Annotated in this window: 25 protein-coding genes; 15 read left to right on the plus strand and 10 right to left on the minus strand. The window is 36.8% G+C overall.

The window, feature by feature from the left end:
• Positions 1 to 116 precede the first annotated feature (116 nt).
• Positions 117 to 1532: an FAD-binding oxidoreductase gene (locus tag MHI57_RS22365; RefSeq protein ID WP_095370052.1), complete on the plus strand. Its 1416-nt coding sequence runs from the start codon at positions 117 to 119 to the stop codon at positions 1530 to 1532.
• Complete coding sequence (locus MHI57_RS22370; protein ID WP_307318035.1) at positions 1533 to 2498, plus strand: bile acid:sodium symporter family protein; 966 nt, start codon at positions 1533 to 1535, stop codon at positions 2496 to 2498.
• Positions 2499 to 2555: 57 nt separating this feature from the next.
• On the opposite strand, the gene MHI57_RS22375 is transcribed toward MHI57_RS22370, so the two are convergent.
• Both MHI57_RS22375 and MHI57_RS22380 read right to left on the minus strand, forming a co-directional pair.
• Positions 2556 to 2843, minus strand: a complete 288-nt coding sequence (locus MHI57_RS22375) for a YxcD family protein (RefSeq protein WP_224935623.1) — start codon at positions 2841 to 2843, stop codon at positions 2556 to 2558.
• Positions 2831 to 3280, minus strand: a complete 450-nt coding sequence (locus MHI57_RS22380) for a hypothetical protein (protein WP_095370049.1) — start codon at positions 3278 to 3280, stop codon at positions 2831 to 2833. The genes MHI57_RS22375 and MHI57_RS22380 overlap by 13 nt, the downstream gene beginning before the upstream one ends.
• A 211-nt stretch (positions 3281 to 3491) precedes the next feature.
• Between MHI57_RS22380 and kynU the strand changes: the two genes are divergently transcribed.
• The 7 genes from kynU to MHI57_RS22415 all read left to right on the plus strand — a co-directional run bounded on the left by kynU (position 3492) and on the right by MHI57_RS22415 (position 9783).
• Complete coding sequence (kynU, locus tag MHI57_RS22385) at positions 3492 to 4733, plus strand: kynureninase (RefSeq protein WP_307318066.1); 1242 nt, start codon at positions 3492 to 3494, stop codon at positions 4731 to 4733.
• On the plus strand, positions 4733 to 5371 hold the full coding sequence (gene kynB / locus MHI57_RS22390) for an arylformamidase (protein ID WP_095370048.1): 639 nt from the start codon (positions 4733 to 4735) through the stop codon (positions 5369 to 5371). Before kynU ends, kynB begins: the two co-directional genes overlap by 1 nt.
• Positions 5371 to 6219 (plus strand): tryptophan 2,3-dioxygenase, encoded by an 849-nt coding sequence (gene kynA, locus MHI57_RS22395; protein ID WP_180316992.1) that lies wholly within the window; start codon positions 5371 to 5373, stop codon positions 6217 to 6219. The genes kynB and kynA overlap by 1 nt, the downstream gene beginning before the upstream one ends.
• Positions 6220 to 6506: 287 nt before the next feature.
• Positions 6507 to 7028, plus strand: coding sequence for a signal peptidase I (locus MHI57_RS22400; RefSeq protein ID WP_322910077.1), 522 nt, complete (start codon positions 6507 to 6509; stop codon positions 7026 to 7028).
• A complete protein-coding gene (locus MHI57_RS22405) occupies positions 7025 to 7921 on the plus strand; it encodes a hypothetical protein (RefSeq protein ID WP_180316991.1) in 897 nt (298 codons plus the stop codon). The genes MHI57_RS22400 and MHI57_RS22405 overlap by 4 nt, the downstream gene beginning before the upstream one ends.
• Before the next feature lie 135 nt (positions 7922 to 8056).
• Positions 8057 to 8479, plus strand: a complete 423-nt coding sequence (locus MHI57_RS22410) for a GNAT family N-acetyltransferase (protein ID WP_095370044.1) — start codon at positions 8057 to 8059, stop codon at positions 8477 to 8479.
• 239 nt (positions 8480 to 8718) lie between these two features.
• On the plus strand, positions 8719 to 9783 hold the full coding sequence (locus tag MHI57_RS22415) for a C45 family autoproteolytic acyltransferase/hydolase (RefSeq protein WP_095370043.1): 1065 nt from the start codon (positions 8719 to 8721) through the stop codon (positions 9781 to 9783).
• Positions 9784 to 9870: 87 nt separating this feature from the next.
• On the opposite strand, the gene MHI57_RS22420 is transcribed toward MHI57_RS22415, so the two are convergent.
• Both MHI57_RS22420 and MHI57_RS22425 read right to left on the minus strand, forming a co-directional pair.
• Entirely contained in the window at positions 9871 to 11205 is a 1335-nt protein-coding gene (locus MHI57_RS22420) for an ABC transporter permease (RefSeq protein WP_340978222.1), read from the minus strand.
• Entirely contained in the window at positions 11202 to 11891 is a 690-nt protein-coding gene (locus tag MHI57_RS22425) for an ABC transporter ATP-binding protein (protein WP_095370041.1), read from the minus strand. Before MHI57_RS22425 ends, MHI57_RS22420 begins: the two co-directional genes overlap by 4 nt.
• 184 nt (positions 11892 to 12075) lie before the next feature.
• Here MHI57_RS22425 and hemG point away from each other — a divergent pair, with 184 nt between their 5' ends.
• Positions 12076 to 13461, plus strand: coding sequence for a protoporphyrinogen oxidase (gene hemG, locus MHI57_RS22430; RefSeq protein ID WP_340978225.1), 1386 nt, complete (start codon positions 12076 to 12078; stop codon positions 13459 to 13461).
• 27 nt (positions 13462 to 13488) lie between these two features.
• On the opposite strand, the gene MHI57_RS22435 is transcribed toward hemG, so the two are convergent.
• Positions 13489 to 15162 carry a BCCT family transporter gene (locus MHI57_RS22435; protein ID WP_340978227.1) on the minus strand — a complete coding sequence of 558 codons (1674 nt, stop codon included), beginning with the start codon at positions 15160 to 15162 and terminating at the stop codon, positions 13489 to 13491.
• A gap of 266 nt (positions 15163 to 15428) precedes the next feature.
• Between MHI57_RS22435 and MHI57_RS22440 the strand changes: the two genes are divergently transcribed.
• Positions 15429 to 16286 carry an AraC family transcriptional regulator gene (locus MHI57_RS22440; protein ID WP_322910059.1) on the plus strand — a complete coding sequence of 286 codons (858 nt, stop codon included), beginning with the start codon at positions 15429 to 15431 and terminating at the stop codon, positions 16284 to 16286.
• 45 nt (positions 16287 to 16331) lie between these two features.
• Here MHI57_RS22440 and MHI57_RS22445 read toward each other — a convergent pair whose 3' ends face one another.
• The 4 genes from MHI57_RS22445 to MHI57_RS22460 all read right to left on the minus strand — a co-directional run bounded on the left by MHI57_RS22445 (position 16332) and on the right by MHI57_RS22460 (position 19354).
• Positions 16332 to 17534 carry a CynX/NimT family MFS transporter gene (locus MHI57_RS22445; protein ID WP_340978231.1) on the minus strand — a complete coding sequence of 401 codons (1203 nt, stop codon included), beginning with the start codon at positions 17532 to 17534 and terminating at the stop codon, positions 16332 to 16334.
• Positions 17535 to 17621: 87 nt separating this feature from the next.
• Positions 17622 to 17951: a hypothetical protein gene (locus MHI57_RS22450; protein WP_095370037.1), complete on the minus strand. Its 330-nt coding sequence runs from the start codon at positions 17949 to 17951 to the stop codon at positions 17622 to 17624.
• Between the two features lie 480 nt (positions 17952 to 18431).
• On the minus strand, positions 18432 to 18980 hold the full coding sequence (locus tag MHI57_RS22455) for a hypothetical protein (protein ID WP_340978232.1): 549 nt from the start codon (positions 18978 to 18980) through the stop codon (positions 18432 to 18434).
• Complete coding sequence (locus MHI57_RS22460; RefSeq protein ID WP_095370035.1) at positions 18977 to 19354, minus strand: hypothetical protein; 378 nt, start codon at positions 19352 to 19354, stop codon at positions 18977 to 18979. Before MHI57_RS22460 ends, MHI57_RS22455 begins: the two co-directional genes overlap by 4 nt.
• Positions 19355 to 19622: 268 nt before the next feature.
• On the opposite strand from MHI57_RS22460, the gene purU reads away from it, so the two are divergent.
• The 4 genes from purU to MHI57_RS22480 all read left to right on the plus strand — a co-directional run bounded on the left by purU (position 19623) and on the right by MHI57_RS22480 (position 23619).
• The gene (gene purU, locus MHI57_RS22465) at positions 19623 to 20522 is read left to right on the plus strand and encodes a formyltetrahydrofolate deformylase (protein ID WP_095370034.1); all 900 of its coding nucleotides are present in this window, start codon (positions 19623 to 19625) and stop codon (positions 20520 to 20522) included.
• 230 nt (positions 20523 to 20752) lie between these two features.
• Positions 20753 to 21472: a DUF5058 family protein gene (locus MHI57_RS22470; RefSeq protein ID WP_322910061.1), complete on the plus strand. Its 720-nt coding sequence runs from the start codon at positions 20753 to 20755 to the stop codon at positions 21470 to 21472.
• A 12-nt stretch (positions 21473 to 21484) separates the two neighbouring features.
• Positions 21485 to 22177, plus strand: coding sequence for a small-conductance mechanosensitive channel (locus MHI57_RS22475; protein WP_233435276.1), 693 nt, complete (start codon positions 21485 to 21487; stop codon positions 22175 to 22177).
• 20 nt (positions 22178 to 22197) lie between these two features.
• Positions 22198 to 23619 (plus strand): amidohydrolase, encoded by a 1422-nt coding sequence (locus tag MHI57_RS22480; protein ID WP_095370032.1) that lies wholly within the window; start codon positions 22198 to 22200, stop codon positions 23617 to 23619.
• Between the two features lie 89 nt (positions 23620 to 23708).
• On the opposite strand, the gene shc is transcribed toward MHI57_RS22480, so the two are convergent.
• On the minus strand, positions 23709 to 25586 hold the full coding sequence (shc, locus tag MHI57_RS22485; protein WP_307318010.1) for a squalene--hopene cyclase: 1878 nt from the start codon (positions 25584 to 25586) through the stop codon (positions 23709 to 23711).
• Positions 25587 to 25600 lie beyond the last annotated feature (14 nt).

The raw sequence follows: 25600 nt of genomic DNA on the forward strand, positions 1-25600 counted from the left end.
TTTTAATTATTGATTTTTTTGAATTTTCTTGTACAATGAGAACATGTTAGACCAATTTTCTCAAAATTCAATAATTGGTCTGTACAATTTTGATTTGTAAGGAGAGAGACTAAACAATGAAAACAACAGAGGGCAGTCAAACGAATAATCAAGAATTAGTAAGCGCTTTATTGAGCTTTTTAACAGATGAACAAGTATCTATTAATGAAACCATTCTTGACTTACATAGTAAAGATGAATCCTATCATAAAGGTAGTCATCCTGATATTGTTGTTTATCCCAAAAATGCTAGTGAAGTAAGTCAAATTATACAAAAGGCGGGAGAATTCCAAACGCCCATTATTCCTTTCGGGGTTGGTTCGAGTTTAGAGGGACATGTCATTCCTTACAAAAAGGGAATAACGATGAATTTTACTGAAATGAATAGAATTTTAGAAGTTAAGGAAGAAGACTTTTTAGTAAAAGTTCAACCTGGTGTGACACGTTCGCAACTAAATAAAGAGTTAAAAAAATACGGTTTGTTTTTCCCTGTTGACCCAGGTGCTGATGCTACATTAGGCGGGATGGCAGCAACCAATGCAAGTGGAACCACTTCAGTTAAATATGGTGTAATGAGAGATCAAGTACTAGATTTAGAAGTGGTTTTAGCTAATGGGGAGATCATACATACCGGTAGTTTAGCCGCCAAATCTTCTTCTGGCTATCATTTAAATGGACTATTTGTCGGGTCAGAAGGGACTTTAGGCTGCTTTACTGAGTTGACGTTAAAAGTGTACGGTATTCCAGAATTCCAAATGGCTGGTAGAGCAACCTTTCCTACAATTGATGATGCAGTTGGTGCTGTAGTTGGTATCCTACAAGCTGGCATTCCGATTGGCAGAGTTGAATTGGTAGATGAAGCTTCAATTAATCAAGTGAATCTTTTTAGTGAGACTAATTACGAGATTAAGCCAACGCTATTTTTAGAATTTCATGGTAATGAAGCAGGGCTTCAACAAGATGTAGAATTCATGAGAGAAATTGTAGCTGATTTCCATTGTCAAGATATAACATTTGAAACAGATACGGCTGCTCGTAACCTTTTATGGGATGCAAGACATAATTTAGCCTACGCTTATGTACACGGTTATCCAGGAAAGAAAATGATGGTAACAGACGTATGTGTACCGATCTCAGAATTAGCGGGTGCCGTTACTTATGCAAGAAAATGCCTAGATGAGATTAATTTAATTGGTGGCCTGACGGGACATGTAGGAGACGGAAACTTCCATTCGCTTGTGATGATTGATTTGAATAATGAAGAAGAAGTAAACAAAGCTAAACATTTCAATGAACAACTTGTCTTGTATGCTTTAGAAAAGGGTGGCACTTGTACTGGCGAACATGGTGTTGGGGTAGGAAAGATGAAATATCAAGAACAAGAGCATGGGAAGGCATTAGAAGTGATGAGGAACATTAAGAATGTCTTAGATCCAAATCACATCTTAAACCCAAATAAGGTTATTCCTTTTAATTCGGAGGGGGAGAGTTAATTGAAGATTCTGGAAACCGTTAGTAATCTCGCAGGAAAGTATTTTGCTTTTCTTGTTATTATTGCTGCAGTTGTGGCTTATCTCTATCCACCGTTATTCGTAGTCTTCGGTGGATATATCACCTTGTTACTTGGCGTAGTCATGTTCGGTATGGGTTTAACATTAAAACCGGTAGACTTTAAATTAGTATTTTCTCACCCACTCCCAGTTTTACTGGGCTTTGTAGCACAATTTACAATCATGCCTTTGACAGCTTTCGCTATTGCCTACCTTATGCAATTACCGGCAGAATTAGCAGCGGGATTAGTATTATTAGGGTCAGTCCCGGGTGGTACAGCATCTAATGTCATGGTGTATTTAGCAAAAGGAAATGTACCCTTATCGATAACAATGACATCGTTATCCACTTTGATTGCACCAATAGCTACACCGCTCATACTTTTAGCTCTAGCAGGTCAATGGATGCCCGTTGATGCGTGGAGTATGTTTGTATCAATTGTTCAAGTAATTATCGTTCCTATTATACTTGGTTTAGTAGTGAAGAGAATATTCCCGGTTATCGTAGAAAAAAGTATAAACGTTGTTCCACTTATTTCTGTTACAGCAATCATTATTATCGTTACCGCTGTTGTAGGAGGGAATGCTGAGAAAATTGCTTCTTCTGGGCTTTCTGTCTTTATTGCGGTGATGCTCCATAATGCAGCAGGTTTACTATTAGGATACATGGCTGGCGTGCTTTTCAAAATGGATGAAGGTACGAGAAGAGCGATTGCTATTGAGGTGGGCATGCAAAACTCAGGGTTAGGTGTTTCGTTAGCAACTGCTCACTTTGGTCCAGTTGCCGCTATTCCAAGTGCTTTAGGCGCTGTTTGGCATAATATATCGGGTCCTATTTTAGCTACGTACTGGTCAAAAAAACCAGCAAAAGAAAAAGAAGTAATCACTAAACAAACAAAGGTGATTTAACTTATATACCAATAATAAAAGAGCATCCTTTACGGATGCTCTTTTTACAAAACTTGTTTATTGTACAACAGCGATAATTCCTTGTTCATCGTCGAGTACGAGGTTTATACCTGCATATGGATCGCGATTAAGAAATTCATCTAACCATAATCTTAATGCTTCGATCATATTCGCTGTAATCAAGACTTGCTTGCGGCCGCCAACATGAGATTCGGCAGAGAAACCATAATCGTCATCATACATGAGCTCAATTTCGACTTCTTCTAGCTTCACTTGTTTTTTACGAGAAATGTACACACATAATGCATTGACAATATCTTGTTCAGGAATAATTAATTGTTCCATGGATTTGGTTCCTGTTTTTTCTTTTTATCTTTAATCATCGTAAAGATTTTACGAATAATCATAATGACAAAGACGATAGCTAAAACATTGACAAGTAAACCAAGAATACTACCTAACATACCCATATTTCCAAACAGGCCACCAAATAATAATCCCGCTAGTCCACCTAACATAAGTCCTTTCATTAATCCGCCAGAAAAGAAACCACCATTATTCTTTTGTTGTTGATTTGTTGCTGTGTTGTTTTTTTGTTGCTGATTATTTTGAACGTTCGATTGGTTATTATTGTTTGTCGTGCTTTTATTAAAGTTTACACCTTTTTTACCTGATTTATAAGATTTCGCCTCAACAGTTGAAACCTGGTCTTGGAAGATTGTTGTTCCTACTGGTGAAAAGACAAGTGCTGCAGTAAGTATAGCTGCAAAAATTTTCTTCATTATCTATAGTTCCCCCTAATAGTGTATTACTACTTATTATATCAAAATAGGTTAACAATTTGTAAGCAAAATTAGATTGTGCGTTTTTTGACATAAATGATTTAAACGGTTATTCATTGCAAAGATGAAAGAAGTTAGCTATAATTTTCGCGATATAGATAATTTTCAGAAAGGTTGTGTTTGCTTGAACAGATACTCACTTGCGTTTGCAATGGAGAAAGACCAACAAGATCAACTGGCAAAATATCGTAAGGAATTTTACCTGAGAGACGATTTAATATATCTAGATGGAAACTCTTTAGGGTTATTATCTAAAAGAGCTGAAAAATCACTAAATGAAGTAATTCAATCATGGAAGGAATACGCAATTGATGGTTGGACCGAGGGAGGGGCTCCGTGGTATTATATGGCCGAAACAATTGGGGAAAGCTTGGCCAAGCTCGTAGGAGCTAAGAAAGCAGAAGTTATCGCATCTAATTCTACGACAGTTAATTTGCATCAAATATTAGCTACCTTTTTCCAACCAAAAGAAGGTAAAAATAAAATTATCGCGGATGAGCTAAACTTTCCGTCTGATATTTATGCGATCAAAAGTCATCTTCGTATGAGAGGCTATTCAGAGGAACAATTTATTAGTATTCAAAGTAGAGATGGTCAATTTATTCGCGAAGAAGATATTATTGCAGCGATGAATGAAGAAATTGCACTCATTATTTTACCTAGTGTATTGTATCGAAGTGGACAAATTCTCCAAATGAAAAGGTTAGTCGAAGAAGCTCATAAAAGAGACATACTAATTGGCTTTGATTTATGTCATTCCATTGGAGCCATTCCCCATTCATTAACAGAATGGAATGTTGACTTTGCCTTTTGGTGCAATTATAAACATCTAAATGGTGGACCTGGTGCTGTAGGTGGTTTATATATCAATGAATGTCATCATGGAACAGCTCCTGGCTTAGCTGGCTGGTTTGGTTCTCATAAACAGAAGCAATTTGACATGGAACATGAGATGACTGTAGCAGATGACGCAAGTGCATATCAAATGGGCACGCCACAAATTTTAAGTATGGCACCATTATTGGGAGCGCTTTCTATGTTTGATGAAGTTGGGATTAATGCTATTAGGCAAAAGTCTTTGCAATTAACAGATTATATGATGGACTTAATTCACTATGAATTAAAACCTTTTGCCTTTCAACTATACAACCGCACGGATGAGAGTAGAGGGGCACATATTTTACTTGGGCATAAAGAGGCTGCGAGAATTTGCAAAGCTTTAAAGGAGGAAGGTGTTATTCCTGATTTTCGCATGCCAGATGGAATCCGTTTAGCACCTGTGTCCTTATATAATTCGTTTGAAGATGTATGGCGTGCAATAAACATATTGAAGAAAATCATGGAAGAGGAAACATATAAAAAGTTCGAAAATATACGAGGAGTGATTGCCTGATGGGACATTGGATAGATATTTCTCAGCCACTGCACAATGGGATGGCACATTGGCCAGGAGATGAAGCTTTTTCTTTTAACTTATCTGCAACGAGAGAAGAGACTGGTTCGGTTAATATTGGTCAACTGTCTACAAGTATACATATCGGTACCCATGTAGATGCACCGTTTCATTTTATAGAAGATGGTAAAAAGACAAATGAATTAGATATTAATTTGTATATTGGTAGAGCTAAACTGATTGATTTATCAGGTGAAGAAAGAATCACAACCGCCTTATTAGACCAATTCCCATTACAGAATGTAAAGCGACTATTAATCAAAACGAGTAGTGAGCCTAAGCCAAAGCATTTTCCAACAAGGGTCCCTGTCATCAGTGAAGATGTCCCGTTATATTTAAAAAAATGTGGGGTGGAACTGATTGGTGTTGATTTTCCGTCAGTGGATGAATTGGATAGTAAAGCATTACCTATTCACCATAAGCTCCATCAACATAATATTCATATACTAGAAAATATCGTTGTTCATGATATTGTACAGGGAGACTATGAACTGATTGCTCTTCCACTAAGAATTGAAGGCGGGGATGGCAGTCCAGTAAGAGCAGTAATAAGAAAATTAGAAGGAGGGGGTGCATGATGACAAATAAACAGGGGCAGCCCCCGTTTGAGAATGAAAATGGGATACATACCGCATTCGATGAGAATATGACATATGGTGAATACTTGCAACTAGATCAAGTACTGGGCGCGCAAAAAAGGTTGTCTGGTCACCATGATGAGATGTTGTTTATTATTATTCATCAAGTATCTGAATTATGGATGAAACTTATCTTACATGAAATTCAATCAAGTATTGCAGCCATTGAAGCTGATGACTTGTCGACAGCACAAAAATGCTTATCTAGGGTAACGAAAACACAATCTCAAATTATACAGGCTTGGGACGTTCTATCTACTCTCACACCATCTGAGTATATCGAGTTTCGACCTTTCCTCGGCCAAGCTTCAGGCTTTCAATCTTATCAATATCGTATGATAGAATTCGCACTAGGGTATAAAACACCGCATGTGCTAAAAATCTATCAAAAAGATGCTGACTTGAAAGAAGAGTTGTTGAAATCATATGCAGCAAAAAGTCTCTATGATGTCAGTATCCATTGTTTACAGCGTAATGGATTAACAATTGATGAGACGATACTTTGTAGAGATGTAGAAGATACTTATGAATATAATGAATCGGTTAAAGAAGCATGGAAATCGGTGTATTTAAATAACGAGAAGTATTGGGAGCTCTATGAATTAGCAGAGAAACTAGTAGATATTGAGGATTCGTTTCAACAATGGAGATTTAGGCATATGAAAACAGTAGAGAGAATAATAGGCTTCAAGAAAGGTACAGGTGGCTCATCTGGCGTCGGTTATCTAAAGAAAGTCATTGATCAACAGTTCTTCCCTGAGTTATGGATGATTAGAACAGAATTATAAATGAATAAATAGTAATAGTCCAAAAAGCCCTCTATATCATTTGAAGACAGGGGCTTTTTTCTACTTTTATAGCAAATTGTTACGTAAACGAATGATAAGATAGGAATAATAAATCATTAGGTAAAAAGTAGTGGTTTGTTACAGGTTTTGATTTTTATACTTAAATTTCTGAATATTTAGGTATTTACTCTCTTGTCATATTTTCCTAATATTACTATATTTATTCTTAATTGAAGAACAATTGAAACGAGAAGGGAGGAGGAAGTATTCGAAAGGTCATTTCGGTCATTGGTAATAGTTTATTTGTCCTTCTCATTTTATTAGGTGTTCTTTCTTTATACACGCTAATCACTAGTGACCAAAATCAAGAAAAGCCACCATCTCTATTTGGGAGAAGTCTTCTTATTGTATTAACAGGAAGCATGGAGCCGAGTATCTCACCAGGTGATGTTGTTGTGGTTAAACAATCTACGTTTAATCAAATCAACGAAAATGATGTGATTACATACCGAAATGGGGCAGACTTTGTCACTCACAGAGTAACTGAAGTAGCTAAGGATGAATCTGGCTCATTTTTTAAGACGAAAGGCGATGCAAATAATACTGAGGATGAGACGAAGATACGGTCTGAACATCTAACAGGTAAAGTAGAATGGGTGTTGCCGAAAGTAGGCTCTATTGCTGAATTCTTGATCAGTCCAATTGGTTTAAGTTTGATGTTTTTCATTGTTCTTGCCATTATTTTTTCAGACAAGCTATTTAAAAGGAACAAAAAAATCATAAATGAATTTGAGGGGGAGAAGAGTTGAAAACAAAATTATCGTTAAGTTCATTGGCATTATTATTAATTGCTACAGCTATTTTTGGGACAGTTGCTTATTTTTCTAAAAGCTTTACGAGTACAGGAAACACAGTTCAAGCTGCAAAATTTAATGTGAACGCAGTGAATGAAAGCGGTGAGACAATTGGGGATGGACAATTCTCCTTAGGTGAGAATTTTTACCCAGGGATGGATCCTGTCAAAGTTTATGCTTTTGAAATTCAAAAAAATGATACGAAGGTGCCCGTTGAGTATCAAGTAGATTTAATTCCATCGGGTAAATTATTCCCTGCCAATGGCAATTCGCCAATTGTTTTGTCATTAGAAAGAAAAGTGAATGGGGAGTGGAAGGAAATCGATCATACTTCAACATTTAAACCGACAGTGGATAACGAGCAATTTCGTATTTTCGCAAGGTGGCCACATGGTGATAATGATATTAACTTCCAAGGGAAAACAGGAAATTTAAAACTGAAAGTTGTCGCTACTCAAGTAGATGAAGAGGAAGGACCTCCGTATTATACTGGTTCAATCGCTTTTAAGGCAACACCTTCAGGGGATATCAGAACAACAGCAAATAAAGAAGTGAATTTTTATAAAAATGACCAAGGTAATAAGGTCATTGAAGTGAAAATGGGAGAAGGTAATGGGGACTTCGAGAAAAAGGTCGGTAATTTTACAATAACAGAATCACAAGAGGGTGGCAATACATGGTATAAAGTCGTGACAGATCATGAATATTACGCTGGACCAAAAGTTTGGAAATTAACAGCGGATCGTGTCAATACTTCTCAGGCTGGTGTAATCGATTTTAGAAAAGATACGAATGTTTACCTAACTATTGAATCGCAACAGTTATACAAATGGTTTACTTCAAACTAATACTGAAGGCAGGATAACCAGGGTTACTGTAGAATAGTTAGTTGAGAGAGTAAGAAAGGGGCAAGTTGTTTGTTATTATATGAATCAATATATATCTTCTTTTCAGCCTAATCTAACGAGAAAAGGGGTTAAAGAATGATATATACGAGTAATCTACAAGATATAACGATAGACATGCTATCAGGTTTTTTTGTGGGATGGGGGAATTATCCGCAACCGAAAACGCATCTATACCTAATGCACAATAGCTATAAAGCGATTGTGGCCATTGATGAAACGAACGATAGAGTCGTAGGCTTTATTACAGCTATCAGTGATGGTGTGATCTCGGCATACATTCCGCTGCTAGAAGTACGACCAGACTATCAACAGCAAGGTATTGGAGAAACACTTGTAAAGATGATGCTACAGGAACTGAGCGATATTTATATGATTGACTTATCTTGTGATGATGATTTAGTTCCGTACTATGAAAGATTCGCCATGACGAAGGGAAATAGCATGATTATACGCAATTATGAGAGGCAGTCTGGGAGAAATATTAATAAAACGATATAAAGAAGTTCTTGCATTAAAACGGGCAAATGCTATTTCAATAGCTTTGTTCGTTTTTTTTTTTGTATTGGCAAAAGAATGAAATGGAAGGAGTTTACATTAATGATTATGAACACAACAAGTAGAATATTAGTTGAAAAGTTAATGGTTCCCTGCTTTTTAATTTGCACTGGCGAGTTGTCTTTATTTTCCGAAGGACTTCCAGTATGCTTATGTTGAGAGCAACTGTGAGGAGGATACATATGAAGAAAATCTATAGTGATATTATTCAATTTAGAGGCAATCATTATGATTATGGTTTCTTGCAAGGGGAGTTATTAAAGGACTCATTGTCCGTGAAAAATAGAGAAGACCAGTGGAAGGTAAGGAAGCCACGCTTTACTATCAATGTAGAAGAGGCAAAGTCGATGATTACACACTTTGCTCCAGGTGTTTGGGATGAACTAATGGGTTTACAAGAGGCATTAGAATGGCCAATAGAGCGGGTATTACAAGAATACGGTGGCTATCGCGTGAATCATCATAAATCAGGCTGTTCTATATATATAGGTGAGGATTATTTAATCCGCAATTATGATTATCATCCCAAAACATATGAAGGGCGATATACACTATTCCAACCGACTGATGGAATGGGCTATAGTATGATTGGTCCATCGCAACGAGTAACAGGGCGAATGGATGGTATGAATGAGTGTGGTTTAGCAATGGGCTATAACTTTATGAATAGAAGAAGACCAGGTGATGGTTTTATTTGTTGTATGATTGGCAGACTTATTTTAGAGTCATGTCAAGATGTTGAAGAAGCAGTTGCGATGTTAAAAGAAATTCCTCATCGTCATTCCTTTACTTATGTTGTTCATGATCAAAAGGGAAGAAGTGCGGCAGTGGAAACCACCCCAAGAGAAGTGACAGTGCGTGAAACTCTATCCTGTACAAACCATTTTGAGAAACTCTTATCAGAAAACCGTCATCAATTAGCAGATTCAAAGCGTCGTTTAGCTGTTATGGAAGAAAATCGCGCAGCAATGAGTAGTCCAGAGCAAGCTTTTCAATTGATGAATGGTATAGGTAAAGGTGTATTTTCTGATTTGTATGGAAGCTGGGCGGGGACTATTCATACATCTGTATATTTTCCGCGTAGCCTAAAAGTATGGATGGCATTGGGAGGAAATCAACAACCTTATGAGATTGACTTTGCTTCTTGGCTATTAGGAAAAGAGTTATCAATCGAGAGAATGACTGGTAAAGTGGACACGGATATTCCTTTTCTTCATATGGATGAAGGGGCGAATTGGTTTAAGTGAAATGATAAAAAAAGAAAAAGCCAGTTGTGCAAATGAAGAAATGCTCAAAACTGGCTTTAGGGTGGCCTGTTATGGTACTGATTTTGATTATAATTCTCTTCTCATCGCCTTAAGAACATCCACTTTTGTTGCTCTCTTTGCAGGGCGGAGACCTGAGAATACGGTAACGAGTAAACAAATACCGACACTAATAAGGGTCAGTGACCAAGGGATATATGACAATAATAGTCCTTCTGGAGCTGCCTCATCAAATGCTGTTTGAATAATAAATGGTACAGATAAATTGACTAGGAAGCTGACACCATAAGCAACAATCGTCCCAAAGATGGCGCCTAATAAGCCGATATAAGTACTTTCTAATAAAAAGATATTTTTAATTGTATGTGGATGTGCACCAATCGCTTTCATAATACCGATATCCGGTGCCCTTTCCGTTACAGCCATTGTCATCGTATTGTATATACCAATAGATGCAATGATCAATGCAATCGTACCAATAAAGATAAGGCCAATTTTCATAATAAGGAAGATGACATTCATTTGTTTCATTTCATTGGCAATCGAATAAATCATATAGCCTTTATCTTCAAGTGTCTTGTTAATTCCTTCTACTTCTTGAACGTTATTTGCGTATACTTTTACATAATCATAGACGTCTTCCGATTGTTTGGCGTCAAGTTCGCCGCCTTCGTACATTTCAGTGGCCCCGCGCATAACGCCAGTGAATTGTTCAACTTCTTGTAAGATTTCTTCGGAAATAAAGACATGTGCTTCATATGCCCAATCGCGAGCAGGCTTTTCAGCGATTCCTACAATTTTAACAGAAATGGTTTTCTTCGTTTCTTTCCCATCTGTTAATTTAATGACTTCCATGTCCATTTCTTTATTTAGCAAGTCATCAGTATAGACATAGTCCTCGTTGATATTTCCTTCATCATCGTACAATTTCTCAGGGTTAGCACCGTTTTTAATTAAGCTTTCAGTAAAGTGATAACCGACAACAACTTCATTCTCCCCCTCAGGTAAGCGCCCAGAGGCGAGCTTGAAGTCTGCTTTAATCTCTGATGGAAAGTGTGTGACGATGGCATTCGTATTAGATGTATAGTCATCTAGTTGGAAGAAAGGCATCTGCGCCAATTCATTCCTGCGGGTAACGGCTTCCACTCCGTCCATTTCTTCAAAATAAGTAATATCTTCATTTGTTAGTCCTTGTGAATCTTCTTTCCCGTATATCTCCACTTGGGTAACCAATTGGTTTTGCATCATATCAGAAATAATCGATTTATGAAGTCCGAAGCCGACAGAGGCAAGTACAATTAAGAATGCAACACCAATCGCAGTAGCAAGTACTGTCATAAATAACCTAGATTTATTTTTCTTTAAATTTTGTCTAACGAACTTAAACTGATCTTTAAATGTCATTTCCCTACTTCCTCCAATACATGACCGTCAACAATTTCTATTGTGCGATGACCGAACTCGGCAACCTCTTCATCATGAGTAATGATAAGAAAAGTAATCCCTAATTCTTCATTTAATTGTTTAATGAAAGCGAGTAAGCTTTTCTCGGTGTCACTATCTAGGCTACCCGTTGGTTCATCAGCAAGAATAAGAGGTGGATTCACTACAAGTGCACGAGCAATACTGACCCGTTGTTGTTGTCCGCCTGATAATTCGCTTGGGTAATGGTCCTTAAACTCTGCTAGTCCAACACGCTCAAGTGTCTCTAACGTTTTTTGTTTACGTTCCTTTTCATTCATCCCTTTAAAAGTTAACGGCAATTCAACATTTTGGAATGCTGTCATACTTGGAATCAATTGAAAGTTTTGAAAGATAAAACCGATATGCTGAAGTCTAAAGGAAGCAAACTCTCCTTCAGAAAGCTCCGTCACAGTTTGATTATTAATCTTAACTTCACCATCCGTTGGTTTAATAAATCCGCTAATAATATTTAGTAAAGTTGATTTTCCAGATCCGCTTTTACCTACAATGGATACAATTTCTCCTTTGTTAATTTGGAATGATACATCCTTCAGAACAGGTATGACCGTTTTCTTCTCTTTTTTACCTATTTCAAAAGAATGATAAATCTTATTTACCTCAATCATGCATTTTCCCACCTTTTCTTTTGAATACAACTTAATAGACGTAAGTGAAATGAAGTATCCCTACATATTTATCAAAAAAAATCTTTTTTAAATGCAAAAGTCATTCAATTGTTGATAGAGATTGAGTTGAAGTAGTGATGTTGTGATAAACTATTATCATTGAGAAAAAGTTGAGGTGTACGTAATGGAAACGGTGTTGATCGTCGGTGGTGGCATAAATGGTCTGTCAGCTGCCCATGAACTACAAAAATGGAAAAACGCAAACAATCGCGACATTCGCATTATATTAATAGAAGCACAAAATCATCTAGGTGGAAAAATTAAAACCGTTGAAGCGGATGGATTTATGATGGAAACGGGCGCTGATTCTATTGTCTCAAGGAAAGTAATGGGTAGAGAAATCTTTTCAGAACTGAATTTAAGTGATGAGGTCGTTTATAACGGGACAGGTCGCTCTTATTTATTTACCGATGGCGAGATAAAGCCCATCCCAGTTGATGCTGTATTTGGTATACCGACAAGTATTGAGTCATTGGCTAAAACTACATTAGTCTCTGCTGAAGGTAAAGTTCGAGCATTAAAAGACGTTTATCACCATAAGAATCCATTTACAGTTGAAGATAGTATTGGTGACTTTCTTACCTATTATTTTGGCGAGGAATTAGTAGAGAAGCAGATTGCTCCAGTATTATCGGGTGTTTATTCTGGAAAACTACAAGATTTGACGATTTCATCTACCTTACCAGCTGTTTTCGAATATAAAAAGAAATACGGAAGCATTATCATGGGGTTCAATGATCATAAGGAGAAATATCAGAGTAGCGGTGAAAGGAAGTTCCTCTCTTTCAAAAATGGTCTTTCAACAATTATTGACGCATATGAAAAATCTCTTGGGGCAGTGGAAATCAAAAAAGGATACGAGGCACAATCAATACAAAAAGTGAAGCAACATTATAAGGTGAGTTTTTCAAATGGTGAAGTGATGAAAGCAGATCATATTGTCTTGAGCACTCCACATCAAGTTGCGCAACAATTACTTGATGACGCAGCATTGAATCAGTATTTTTCTAACATGAAAAACAGCTCACTCATTAGTGTTTACATAGGATTCGATGTTCCTGATGCGGTCTTACCCAAAGATGGAACTGGCTTTATTACATCAAGCAATAATGAGCTACACTGTAATGCTTGTACATGGACGAGTAGAAAATGGAAACATACGTCTAAAAGTGGGAATCTGCTTGTCCGTCTCTTCTACAAAAGTAGCCACCCTTCATTCGCTAGCGTGAAGGATATGGAAGATACAGGATTACTTGATCTTGCAAGAGAAGATTTACAGAAAAGCTTAAAACTAACAGCTGAACCCATTGTATGGGAAATAACAAAATGGAATGAATTAATGCCTACTTATACACTGGACCACCCGCATTTAATCAAAGGAATTGAACAAACGCTTATAGAAAAATATCCTGGCGTGTATATAGCAGGAAGTTCTTACTATGGTTCAGGGATTCCGGATTGTATGGAGAATGGTATTGAAGTGGCTAGAAGAATAACAGCTACATTGTGAAGAACTAAAAAAACAAGAGGGGGGAGGTTATTCCTCCTTCTTGTTATTTAGTTCTTCCATTTTTTCTTTCTTTTTCTTTTTTAAGCGTTTTTTCTCTTCTTCCATTTTACTCTCAATCCAACGTTTTTCATCTTTTAGTTCTTGTTTGATTAATTGTTTTTGTAACCTTCTTGACATTAGTTTATCTTTGGTTGCGCCTGAAAGCTCTAGTTCTCTTTTTACTTGCTGCAGTTCTTTGATTAAAGATATCGTCATGAGGATCATTACGAACGAAAATGGGAAGGCAGCAATAATCATTGTATTTTGTAGTGCTTGTAGGCCACCAGAATAGAGCAATACAGTGGCGATGGCTGATAGTAAGACACCCCATATGAGTTTATTACGATTCGTCGGATTTAACACACCTTTAACTGATTGCATCCCCAACACAACAGTAGCGGAGTCACCTGATGTAATAAAGAAAATAGCAATCAAGATAAGAGAGAGGACAGAGGTAATAAAACTAATCGGCATCTCTGCTAATGTTCCAAATAGCATTTGCTCTGTAGTCATTGAAGCCAAATCAGCTATCCCTGTCATTTGCATATCGATAGCAGTACCTCCTAAGAAAGCGAACCAAATAAATGTAACAATGGTAGGTACAAGCAATACTCCAATAGTAAATTCACGTATGGTCCTTCCTCTAGATACTCTTGCTATAAATGTGCCGACATACGGTGACCATGCCATCCACCATGCCCAATAAAAAATCGTCCAATTGTTAATCCACTCTCTGCTTTGCTCATTATTGGGTGTTAATCTAAAACTCATCTCTGGCAGTCGTTGTATATATTTTCCAATCGTGTCTGTGAACAAATTTAAGGAATAAACAGTTGAACCAAAAACAATAAAAAAGAGTAGGAGTACGAGCGCAAGTATCATATTGACATTGGATAAGAGTTTGATACCTTTATCAATCCCAGTGGTGGCTGAGATTAAGAAAATGACTGTAATAATGATAATAATCACTAATTGAATGAGAAAAGAATTAGGGATATTCCAAATGTAAGAGATCCCGCCATTAATTTGACTAGCACCAAAACCAAGAGTAGTGGCGATTCCCGCAACAGTGGCAATAATACCGATAATATCTATTAGTTTTCCTAACGGACCATCGGTATTTTTCATAATAGGAGATAGTGTAGAGCTAATTGAACCATCTCCCCCTCGACGAAAATTGAAAAAGGCAAGACAAAGAGCAATAATGACGTATATACTCCAACCATGAATACCCCAATGAAAATAGACATACCTTAAAGCATCCATTGCTGCTTGATCGGTACCCGTTTGCCCTGTAGGAGAGTCAATTGCGAAATGAGAAATCGGTTCTGCTGTTCCCCAGAAAAGGAGTCCTGTACCCATCCCGGCACTAAATAAAAGGGCAAACCAAGTAGGATAACTATATTCTGGTTTTTCATCTGACTTCCCCAGTTTTAATTTCCCATAAGGGCTAACAATTAAAAATAAGCAAACACAGACAAAAACCGTGACTATGATTAAATAATACCAGCCAAAAGTAGAGGTGATGGCTGACTGAATAGCAGCTGTATAGTTTTCCATCACTTTTGGAGCGAATGCACCGATAATAATTAAAACGAGTAAAATACCAACTGACCAATAAAAGACGGCCCCGAATTTCTGATGTTTAGTTTCATTATTCACTGTCATATACCACCTTTTTTATTGTCAAAGCGTAACTCCGGATGATTAAATAGAAGATCCCTACTGTAATTCTTTTACCTTTTCTAGTGTTTCGAATTAATATAAATATTATGTACACTTATCATGTGAAAAATGGTAAGGAATACTGTAGTGATAGGAAGTGTTTGTTCTTTTATGCGACCGTAGTTAACCTATCCAAACAGAGCAATAAATGACAGGAGTAAATAAATGATGCGGTATACAATCGAACCGAAGGAGAAGAGACTATGAGTTGGGTAACAGATATACAAAAAGCGTTGGATTATATTGAAGCAAACCTGTTGAAAAAATTAAACAGTGAGGAGGTAGCAAAACAAGCGAATACTTCTCCTTTTCACTTTCAACGAACGTTTGCCATTTTAACGGATATGACGCTAGGGGAATATATAAGACGACGAAGATTAACGGGTGCAGCTATTGAGCTTGGTAATAATGATGAGAAAATTATTGATATTGCCCTAAAATATGGCTATGAAACCCCAGAAGCATTTACTAAGGCATTCAAGAAGCAACATCATATCTCACCATCAGAAGTAAAGAAATACCGTGGAAAGTTGAAATTATATCAGCCCTTAAAAATACATGTAACATTAGAAGGAGCGGAACCAATGAATCATACAATAATTTCAAAAGATAGCTTTCAAGTAGTAGGCATAAGAAAGAATTATTCCCTTGAAAACGATGCAAACCTAACAGAAATTCCAAAGTTATGGAATCAAGTGAATCAAGATGGGACTTGTGATCGCTTACTTTCATTAAATAATGGCTCAATAAAAGGTGTGCTTGGGGTTTGCGTGGATCATATAAATCATAGGGAAATTGACTATTGGATTGCTGTCAATCATAATGGGCATTCTACTAGTTTTGAAACAATAACGATACCAGCCTCAACTTGGGCCGTATTTCAAGTGCATGGAGAGATGCCTAAAGCAATCCAACACACGTGGAAACAAATATTCTCAGAATGGTTTCCAACGAGCGGTTATAGACATGCGGGAACAGCTGAGTTAGAGGTATATCCTGAAGATGGTTCCAACCGTAGCAATTTTTACTCAGAAATTTGGATTCCTGTAATCAAAGAGTAGTAAGTAAAAAAAGCTGGGTTGTAATTATGAACCCAGCTAAATGATTTAAGAGATTTGCTTGAGGTTTGTGGTTTCCTGCACAAAAACATTTCTTCCAGCCCCGATCCCACATAAAGTAAAAAGAACGGCAATAGTAATAAGGGCAAAAAATGCTGTATGCCATTGGTGAAAAAGGTCATAAAGAAGTCCAAGTAAGAAAGGACCACATGCTGCCAATAAATAACCAAAAGATTGGGCCATGCCAGAAAGAGAGGCAGCCTGTTCACTGTTCATAGATCGTAGACTCATTAATGCTAATGAATGACTTATCGCAGCTCCTAAAGAAAGACCAATGAGGATAATACTTAGAAATGTGATCACCATATTTGAAGTGAGAAATAACCCGCATAAACCTGTAATAAGGGTTGTACCAATCCCTAACCCAATCCATTTTTGATGTGATAATCTTTCTCCTAAAATAGGAATAAAAAAACTCGCTGGTAAACCCGAGATTTGCATGATAGTTAGCATCCAACCACCCATTTCTAACGTGAAACCTTTTACTATCAATATCTCTGGTAACCATGTGGAAAAACCAAAATAGATAAACGATTGCAACCCCATAAAACCGGTGATTTGCCATGCTATTCCCGACCTAAACAATGTAGAGAATGAAAGGAGAGGAACAGGGTTTTTTTTAGGTGTCTTTTTAATAAATGGTATCCATAGAAGACAAGCAAGTAAAATAGGGATTACCCAAATTAGTAGACTGGTTTTCCATGCAATCCCATTGCTAGAAAGTGTTCCACTAATACCTGGTGCAAAGCCAGCAAATACCCCCATTGCTAACGTATATATGCCAGTAATTAGCCCTATTTTTAATGGGAATTGTGCTTTAACAAGACTTGGGAGTAACACGTTACAAATACCTATCCCTAACCCGATCATGAAGGTACCAAGAAATAGTATGAAAATAAAATTAGTAGAGCGCATGAAGACACCTAGACCTATCAGTGTTAGACCGCAGAAAAGCACCCTCTCAATTCCCCATTTTTTTGCAAAAAAAGGAGCAAAGGGGGAGATAGCTGAAAAGGCTAATAAAGGGAGCGTGGTTAGTAAACTCACTGTACTCGTATTAAACTGCAATTCATGTTGTATGTCACCAATAATGGGGCCAACTGAAGTAATCGCAGGGCGTAAATTGAATGCAATTGTGATAATCCCTATAAAAATAAGTATATTCCTACCTTGATCGCTTCTATCTGTCATAATTAACGCCTCTTTTCAAGTAATCCAAGACGCGTTAATTATAATGAATTTTCTGATATTTGTATAGGGCAACGAAATGTTTATCTATTATTTCTTTGTCTTAGGTGGTAATTGGAGGCTTCGTAACAATTGGGTCTCTATACTATTCTGAACAGTATGCTCGATGAAGAAATCACTAATCATTTTCTTATACTTCTCGTCTTCAAACATTTTTTTATTTTGCAATTCCATCTCGGCGAGTCCTTCATATATGGCAATGAGGCAATAGGTATGGTCATTACCGGAAATAGGGCAGAGAATTTCAACCTCGTGACTGTAGTTTTCGTTGCGAAAGCTTTTGATATTAGCGAGATTTTGTATGCCTTCTTGAAAGTTTTCTTGTTTTAGTTGAAATGATTGATATACATAAATACTCATAATGAACATTCCCCAATCTTCTTTTATCAATTTAAACTTCACTCATTTTTGGTCGATATAGAATGATATAGGAGTATTTTGACATTAATATATCACGATTATTCATATTCTTCTTAGAAACTTAAGCAACGTTAGAGAGTTATGTAGCTTTTGCTCTATTTTTTATCGAAATATCTTTATAAGTAGGGGAAAGTCGACTTTTGCTCAATTGAAGAATTTATGCTTTATGTAAGTGTAAATCGAGTTTGTGCAGCTAACATTGTAGAATGCATGATTGATGACTGAGCAAATCAAATTTGCGCAGCAATCTTTCCGATTTTTACACATGATGACCGACAAATTGAATACGAGCAGTTAACTATCTGAAATCGCTCTGATTGGTATGAGGAAACAGTTGCTACTCACTATTTGTTTATGAACGAAGAGTTAGGAAGGCAATAAAAAAGCACCTGATGACATCAGATGCTTTTCCCATGATGGTTATTTCTTAAATACCTTATTTACAAGTTCGTTCATTGACATGTCACTATTTACTTCAAAAGTCCCTGGACGTAGATCATTTTCTAGACCCTTTTTCTCTACGGCATCAAAGAAGTCTTTACCATTTTTAATGATTTTTGCAGACTCAAGTGCATTACCGACGTCGATACTAGTCATACCAGAGGTAACTGTGAGCATCGTACGGTAAACAGCTTTTTCATTTTCATTTTCTTTTGCATCGTTAAGTTGCTTTTTTAGCTTTTCATTTTCTTCTTTAACAGAAGCGATATCTTTCATATCTTTATTAATATTGTTCCATTCTTCTTCACTATGAATAATAAATCCTTGAGATTGTAAGGCTTTTTCCATCTCTTCAGTACTAAGTTCTTCTTTGGTTGCTTCTGCGGGTTGATCGACTTCTTCTGTTGCTTTTGGCTCGGCAGCTTCTGTTTGTTTGCTTTCGGCCGGACTAAGGAAATAAGTAATCCCGAGAATGACTGCTGCGACAATTAAACCACCAGCAAAGCTGCGCATCGTTTTCTCACTCATTGAGCTACTTTACTCCTTTCCGTACTACGTTTTTCGTATGGAGCTAGTAGGTTATTCACTTCTTGTAATGACATCTTTAGTTTTTGAGCGATGCTTTCGTTGGAGTATCCTCTTCTATGTAGGTCAATCATTTCACGTAGAAGTAATCTATGATCCGATTGTACTTCAGATGTACCTGCTTCTACCGCTGTTATCTCAGCATCTATTTCCATGAATTTTACTTTTTGCTGTAGTTGGTGAATTTCATCCATTAAGGAAAAAGAAACCTGGTCAATATGTTGTTCTTGTTCTGATTTCGATTGTTTACCCTTAACAAATGATAAAATGAGCAACACAACAGCTGCACCAAGTAAAATGGCTAATACCCATTCCATCTTATAATTCCTCCTTATATGAAACTATTATCCTGTGATTTTATAATTATACCTTCCTTTTTGTCGAAATACGATTATTTATGTCAAAAATGCCACTAAAGTCATATTTTTGTAACATAAAAACACAGGTTGCATGCTCCTATTATAGTATAAGAGAATGGGGTCTAAATTCAAGCAATGTACAATGAGTGTGTTTTTTTTTGCAAAAGGTTTGCGTCTTTATGAAAGAAAAGGTTAAAATGCAATAAATAGTTTGAAGGAGTGCAACATGAATACATTATTTAATAATCAAGCAAAAGTTTATAAAGAGAAAAATAAAAACAGGGGTCGCTTGCTCATCAAATGCCCTGATCAACCAGGGATTGTCGCCCACATTTCGAAGTTTTTATTTCAACACCAAGCTAATATTATCGAATCCAGTCAATATTCCACTGATCATGAAGGTGGCAACTTTTTTATGCGCATTGAATTTGAGTGTCCTGAACTTCCACAAAAATTTGGACAAATGAAAGAGTCATTTATAAATGTTGCTCAAGATTTTGAAATGGAATGGAAGTTACAACAAAATAGTGAATTAAAAAGAACGGCAATCTTTGTTTCAAAGCAGCTCCATTGTTTAAGAGAGATACTATTAGAATGGCAGAATGGCGACATGATGATGGAAATTCCATTAGTTATCAGTAACCATCTAGAGGCAAAAGAAATTGTTGAGTCATTAGGAATTCCTTTTTACCATATCCCTGCTTCGAAAGAAAATCGTGAAGAAGTGGAAACAAAGCAGCTACAATTACTTGAAGAGTATAATATAGATGTTGTCATTCTCGCTCGTTATATGCAAATTTTGACATCTCGATTTGTTTCTGCTCAAGCTAATAAAATCATTAATATTCATCATTCGTTTCTACCGGCATTTGTTGGTGCGAAACCATATGATCGTGCCTATGCTCGCGGAGTGAAGATTATCGGTGCAACTTCACATTATGTAACCAATGATTTAGATGAGGGGCCGATTATCGAGCAAGATATAAGTCGAGTTGATCATAGGGATGAAGTAGAGGACTTGAAGAGAAAAGGAGCCTCAATCGAACGCAGTGTTCTAGCGAGAGCAGTAAAGTGGCATCTTGAAGATCGCGTGATTGTATATGGTAATAAAACCGTTGTTTTTTAAAAATAAATCGTAATACCTAAATCGGGGAGTTTTCCTCGATTTTTTTATTCTAATAAAACGATGAAAGCGTTTTATTGTTCAAAAAGAATTATTAAAGTAAGTAAATATCCTTATCTTTGCGGAGTTTTAATTGTTAGATTTCCTTACATCATAATTGACAGCTTGTATAAATTGTTTTTCAATATAACTATCATAAAAAACAGAAAATTATAAATTTTAGGAGGATGATGATGGAGGAGGCAATAAAAATAGCAAGCCATCCAGTTGTGTGGATTATCTCACTTACAGTCATTGGTGTAGTCATTTTCCAAGGAATTAAATTTATTCAAATGGCAAAGAAAACAAGTGAAAGTGTAGGTCTAAGTAAGCAAGATGTTAACAGCGCTTTAAAAGTTGGGATGATTAACGCAATAGGTCCTTCATTTGGGATTGTGGTTGTAGCTGTATCTTTAATTACTTTACTAGGTGACCCTTTAACATTAATGAGAATAGGCATTATAGGTTCTGCTGCTACTGAATCGATGGGCGCCAATTTGGCTGCAACCGCTTATGGAACAGAACTTGGATCTGAAAGTTTTACTGCAGAAGCGTTTGCAACTGTCGCATGGGTTTTATGTATTGGTGGATGTGGTTGGCTACTCTTTGTCTTCTTATTTACTAAATCATTAGCAAAGATTGAAAGGAAAGTATCAAATAAACAACAAGCAGATGGCAAACTCCCCATTATGATGATTGTGTCAAGTGCTGCTATGCTTGCGGTTTTTGGTAACTTTGTTGCAGGTGAAATATTCAAAGGGGTGGAAACAGCTATTGTTGCTTTAACAGCGGCTGCTGCGATGCTAATCGTGAGTTTTATTGCAAATAAAAGTCATCAACTCAAATTTTTACATGAATGGTCATTAGGTGTATCGATTATTGTTGGTTTAACAGTTAGTTATTTTGTCCTTTAAGGAGGGAAAAGTATGGCGGTTTCCGAAAGTAATATAGCAGCTAAAAAAAATGAGGTGATTCATTCATATGAAATGTATACTTTTCATCAAAAATCACATTTCTGGGGACGCCTAACTATTGGGTTGGTCATTGTATTGACTATCTCACTTCCTCTATATCTATCCTTTGTATTAGGTATACATCCCGGTTGGCAACCAATTATTACTGGGTTGATAGCTTATGCTGCCGCCATCGGGTATGCCTGGTTTATGGAGCCAATATCATATTATCCAACTTTAGGGATATCTGGTACCTATCAAGCCTTTTTAACAGGAAATATTGCTAATATGTGCTTGCCTTCTGCTGCGGCAGCTCAAAATGCTGTTGGTGCTGAACCTGGAACGAAAAAAGGTGAAATTGTTGCGGCTCTTGCAATAGGAGCAACATCATTAATGAATATGGCCATATTAATTTTCATTATTGTTTCTGGATCTTATCTCGTATCAATTATTCCGGAATCGATTCAAGGAACATTTATATATATTGTTCCTGCTATTTTTGGAGGTATATTTGCGCAGTTTGCCCTTAAGAAGCCGTTATACGGAGGTATTGCATTATCAGTAGGATTATTTGTAAATCTAATACCTATTCCCACTTTTTTTAAAGGAATTATCTGTATCATCTTAACTATCATCATTTGTATATCATTAGAGAAAAGAAAGTAATTATAAAGGAGGAATTTATAATGATCAAAGAAGAACTTATAGATTGGATAAAAAATAAAGAAGAATTTTTTTCAGATATGGCAAAAGATATATGGAATCATCCACAAGTTGCTTATGAGGAAGAATACGCATCGAATTTACAAAAACAAGTCTTACAAGAAGCAGGGTTTGACATTCGAGAAAACGTAGGAGGAGCACAAACAGCATTCGTTGCCGAATATGGAAGCGGGAAGCCTGTTATTGGAATATTAGGAGAATTTGATGCCTTACCAGGACTTTCACAAGCGGTATCTACAAACAGGGAAGAGATTATTAGTGGTGGACCTGGACATGGATGTGGACATAATTTGTTAGGAACCGCTGGTGTGGAAGCTGTTATCGCGATGAGCGAAGCAATGAAAACGAGTGAAATAAATGGAACGATTCGTTATTATGGATGTCCTGCAGAAGAAGTTCTTTCTGGGAAAACATTTATGGCAAGAGAAGGAGTATTTAATGATTTAGACTGTGCATTAACTTGGCATCCAGGTGTAGCGAATTTTGTTGTCAATATGTCAATGCAAGCAATGGTTTCGGTAGAATATCAATTTAAGGGAATAACTGCTCATGCTGCTGGAGCTCCGCATGCAGGGAGAAGTGCATTAGATGCCGTGGAATTAATGAATGTTGGAGCAAATTATATGAGAGAGCATGTATTAGATGGCTCAAGGATACATTATGTCATTACTAATGGCGGCCTTGCACCTAATATCGTACCTGATCAAGCAAGTGTATGGTATTATTTGCGTGCAACTACGAAAGAACAAGTAGATAGTATGTTCAACCGATTAGAGAAAATTGCACAAGGTGCAGCACTAATGACTGAAACAAAAGTTGAGCATCAAGTGAAGGCATATGCGTACAATGTCTTGCCTAATGACACACTTAATAAGGTAATGTTAAAAAATATGGAAGGTGTGTCTTTTTCATTTAATCAAGATGAATTAAATTTTGCAGAAAAGTTGGTAGCAACAGTTGATAACGAAGTTGTTGAAATGTCCAAGAAGCAGTTCGGTATTGAACTAGAAGATCTATTACCAACGGATAAAAATCATTTCAAACATTTGAAAGGGCAATGTATAGGGGGATCAACAGATGTTGGTGATGTAAGTTGGATTACACCTGTAGGTCAAATCATGACAACTTGTGCACCAGTTGGTGTTCAACCCCATTCTTGGCAAGCTACAGCTTCTTATGGGTCCTCCATTGGACTGAAGGGGATGCATTTAGCAGCAAAATCAATGGCATTAACTTTATTTGATTTATTGACGGATACAAATTTAATCGATGTGGCAAGAGAAGAGTTTGTTAAAGAGACTGCTGGAAAGAAATATGAAGCAGCAATTCCTGATGATTTACGACCACCATCGTTAAAAAGCATGAAAGAATTAGTTCGTATGTAGCAGGGAAGTTGATTGGATAGGAATTATTGTGTAGATAAGCCTTAACAATATTCATTAGAATTGCTAAGGCTTTTTTTGTTTTGATTTCCTCATTCCTCTCCATATTTCTCACGATAATGTGATAAGGCTAAAAGAGGGAAAATGTAACGGTAACTGTGATAATGAAAATAAATCGCACCAGCGAGGCCTTGCCCTGCTGGGTAGTCTTCGCTCCAATCGTCATTGTCCAAAGATGTGAGGAGGTATTTTATGCCTCTTTTAATTGTCTCATCTGGCTTCTGACTTACCGAAATTAAAGCATCTATGGCCCATGCAGTATGTGTGAGCGTACTATCACCTAATGGAATATATTTTTTTTGTTTATCACTTAAAGCGGATTCCCCATAACCTCCATCAGCATTTTGAATGGATCGTAGCCAGCTTGTAGCCTTCTTGATCATTTCACTTTTATTATCATATGCAATTGCTGATAATCCCGTAAGAGCTGCCCAAGTCCCGTATATATAGCAAATGCCCCATCTGCCATACCATGAACCGTTCTTTTCTTGGTGTGTTTTAAGCCATTCAATACTTTTGTCGAAATGAGAATGTTGGTGTGGCATTTGTGTGTAATTGCCTAAAAACTCCATGGCTCTTCCTGTTAAATCGGCACTGCTTGGATCGGTGAGAATAAATTCACTATCTTGGATTGGTACTAAAGCTAGTAACTTATTATTGGTATTCTTTTCAAAAGCTGGCCAACCGCCATCATCATTTTGCATGGAAACGAGCCAATTCACGCCTAAATTCCAAGCCTCTTTTATGTTATCATCGATTTTTGCAGAGTTTGTAATTGCACGAAGAGTGGCTGAGGTATCATCAGTATCTGGCTGAAAAGTGTTAATGTTAGAAAATCCCCAAGCTCCTGGTTTTGTCTTGGGATTATGAATGATCCAATCTCCAAATTTATATTGTTGTCTACTAAGTAAATAATTAGTTGCTTTCTTTATCATTGGATCATTTGGTGTTAATCCAGCTTTTTGTAAAGAATAACTGAGCAAGCTTGTATTCCAAACAGAAGCAGTAGTGAATTGGATATGTGTATGACCCTTTACTTTTGTCTTGAATCCGTATAATCCTTTTACCGCATTCTCAATTAACGGATCATCTTTTTTATGTCCTAATGAAAGTAATGCAAACACCATTAAAAATGTCGAGCTAATATAGCCAAATAAGGTCCCGTCAGGTTCTAGGTGATTCATCATATATTGTTTTGCACGGCTCATACTCAGTTGGTGTAACTCTTGTGGTAGGCCTATAATTTTCTTAATACTTGATTTGATTGTTTTGTGTATGGTTCGCCATTCAGAGGAACGGGACCAACTAAAATTTGCTTCCTCTCTCGAAGTGAACAGATCTGATAAATCTGGACTGCTGGCTGTTCGAAAACGAAACTTCTTTTCTGCGATAATCATAATGGGAACTATATTTGCTCTGCCGTATACGGAGATGCTATAGAAATTAATTGGCATGATAGGTTGGATGAGCATTAGTTCAATTGGTAGGGGAAAGAACTTTGGCCATTCATACTGTCCTGTGATGGTAAGAATCAGCTTGGTTAGGAAATGGGTTTCCTCTATGCCACCTTGTTGTAAAATGAATCGTTTTGCTTTTTTCATTCGATCATCTTTTTTATCGATATAACCAGAATACAACAATGCATGATATGCCTCGACAGTTAAGGAAAGACTGCCTCCTCTTTCATCGTAATAATGTTTCCATGCTCCGTTTTCCTCTTGTTTACTTAGTATCCTTTTAACCAATTGTTTTATCATCTCTTCATCATCAATTTCCAAACTTCTTAATAAAATAATCATATACGTATCAGTGGATATACTAGATTCAAAAGGATATTCCCAAGTACCCGAAGTTGTTTGGTCAGCTCTTAAAGTAGTAATTAAATGATTGATTCCATTTGAGACCTTCATGATATTCACCCTTT

This window comes from Cytobacillus sp. FSL K6-0129, from assembly GCF_038007625.1.
Taxonomy (GTDB): domain Bacteria; phylum Bacillota; class Bacilli; order Bacillales; family Cytobacillaceae; genus Cytobacillus; species Cytobacillus kochii.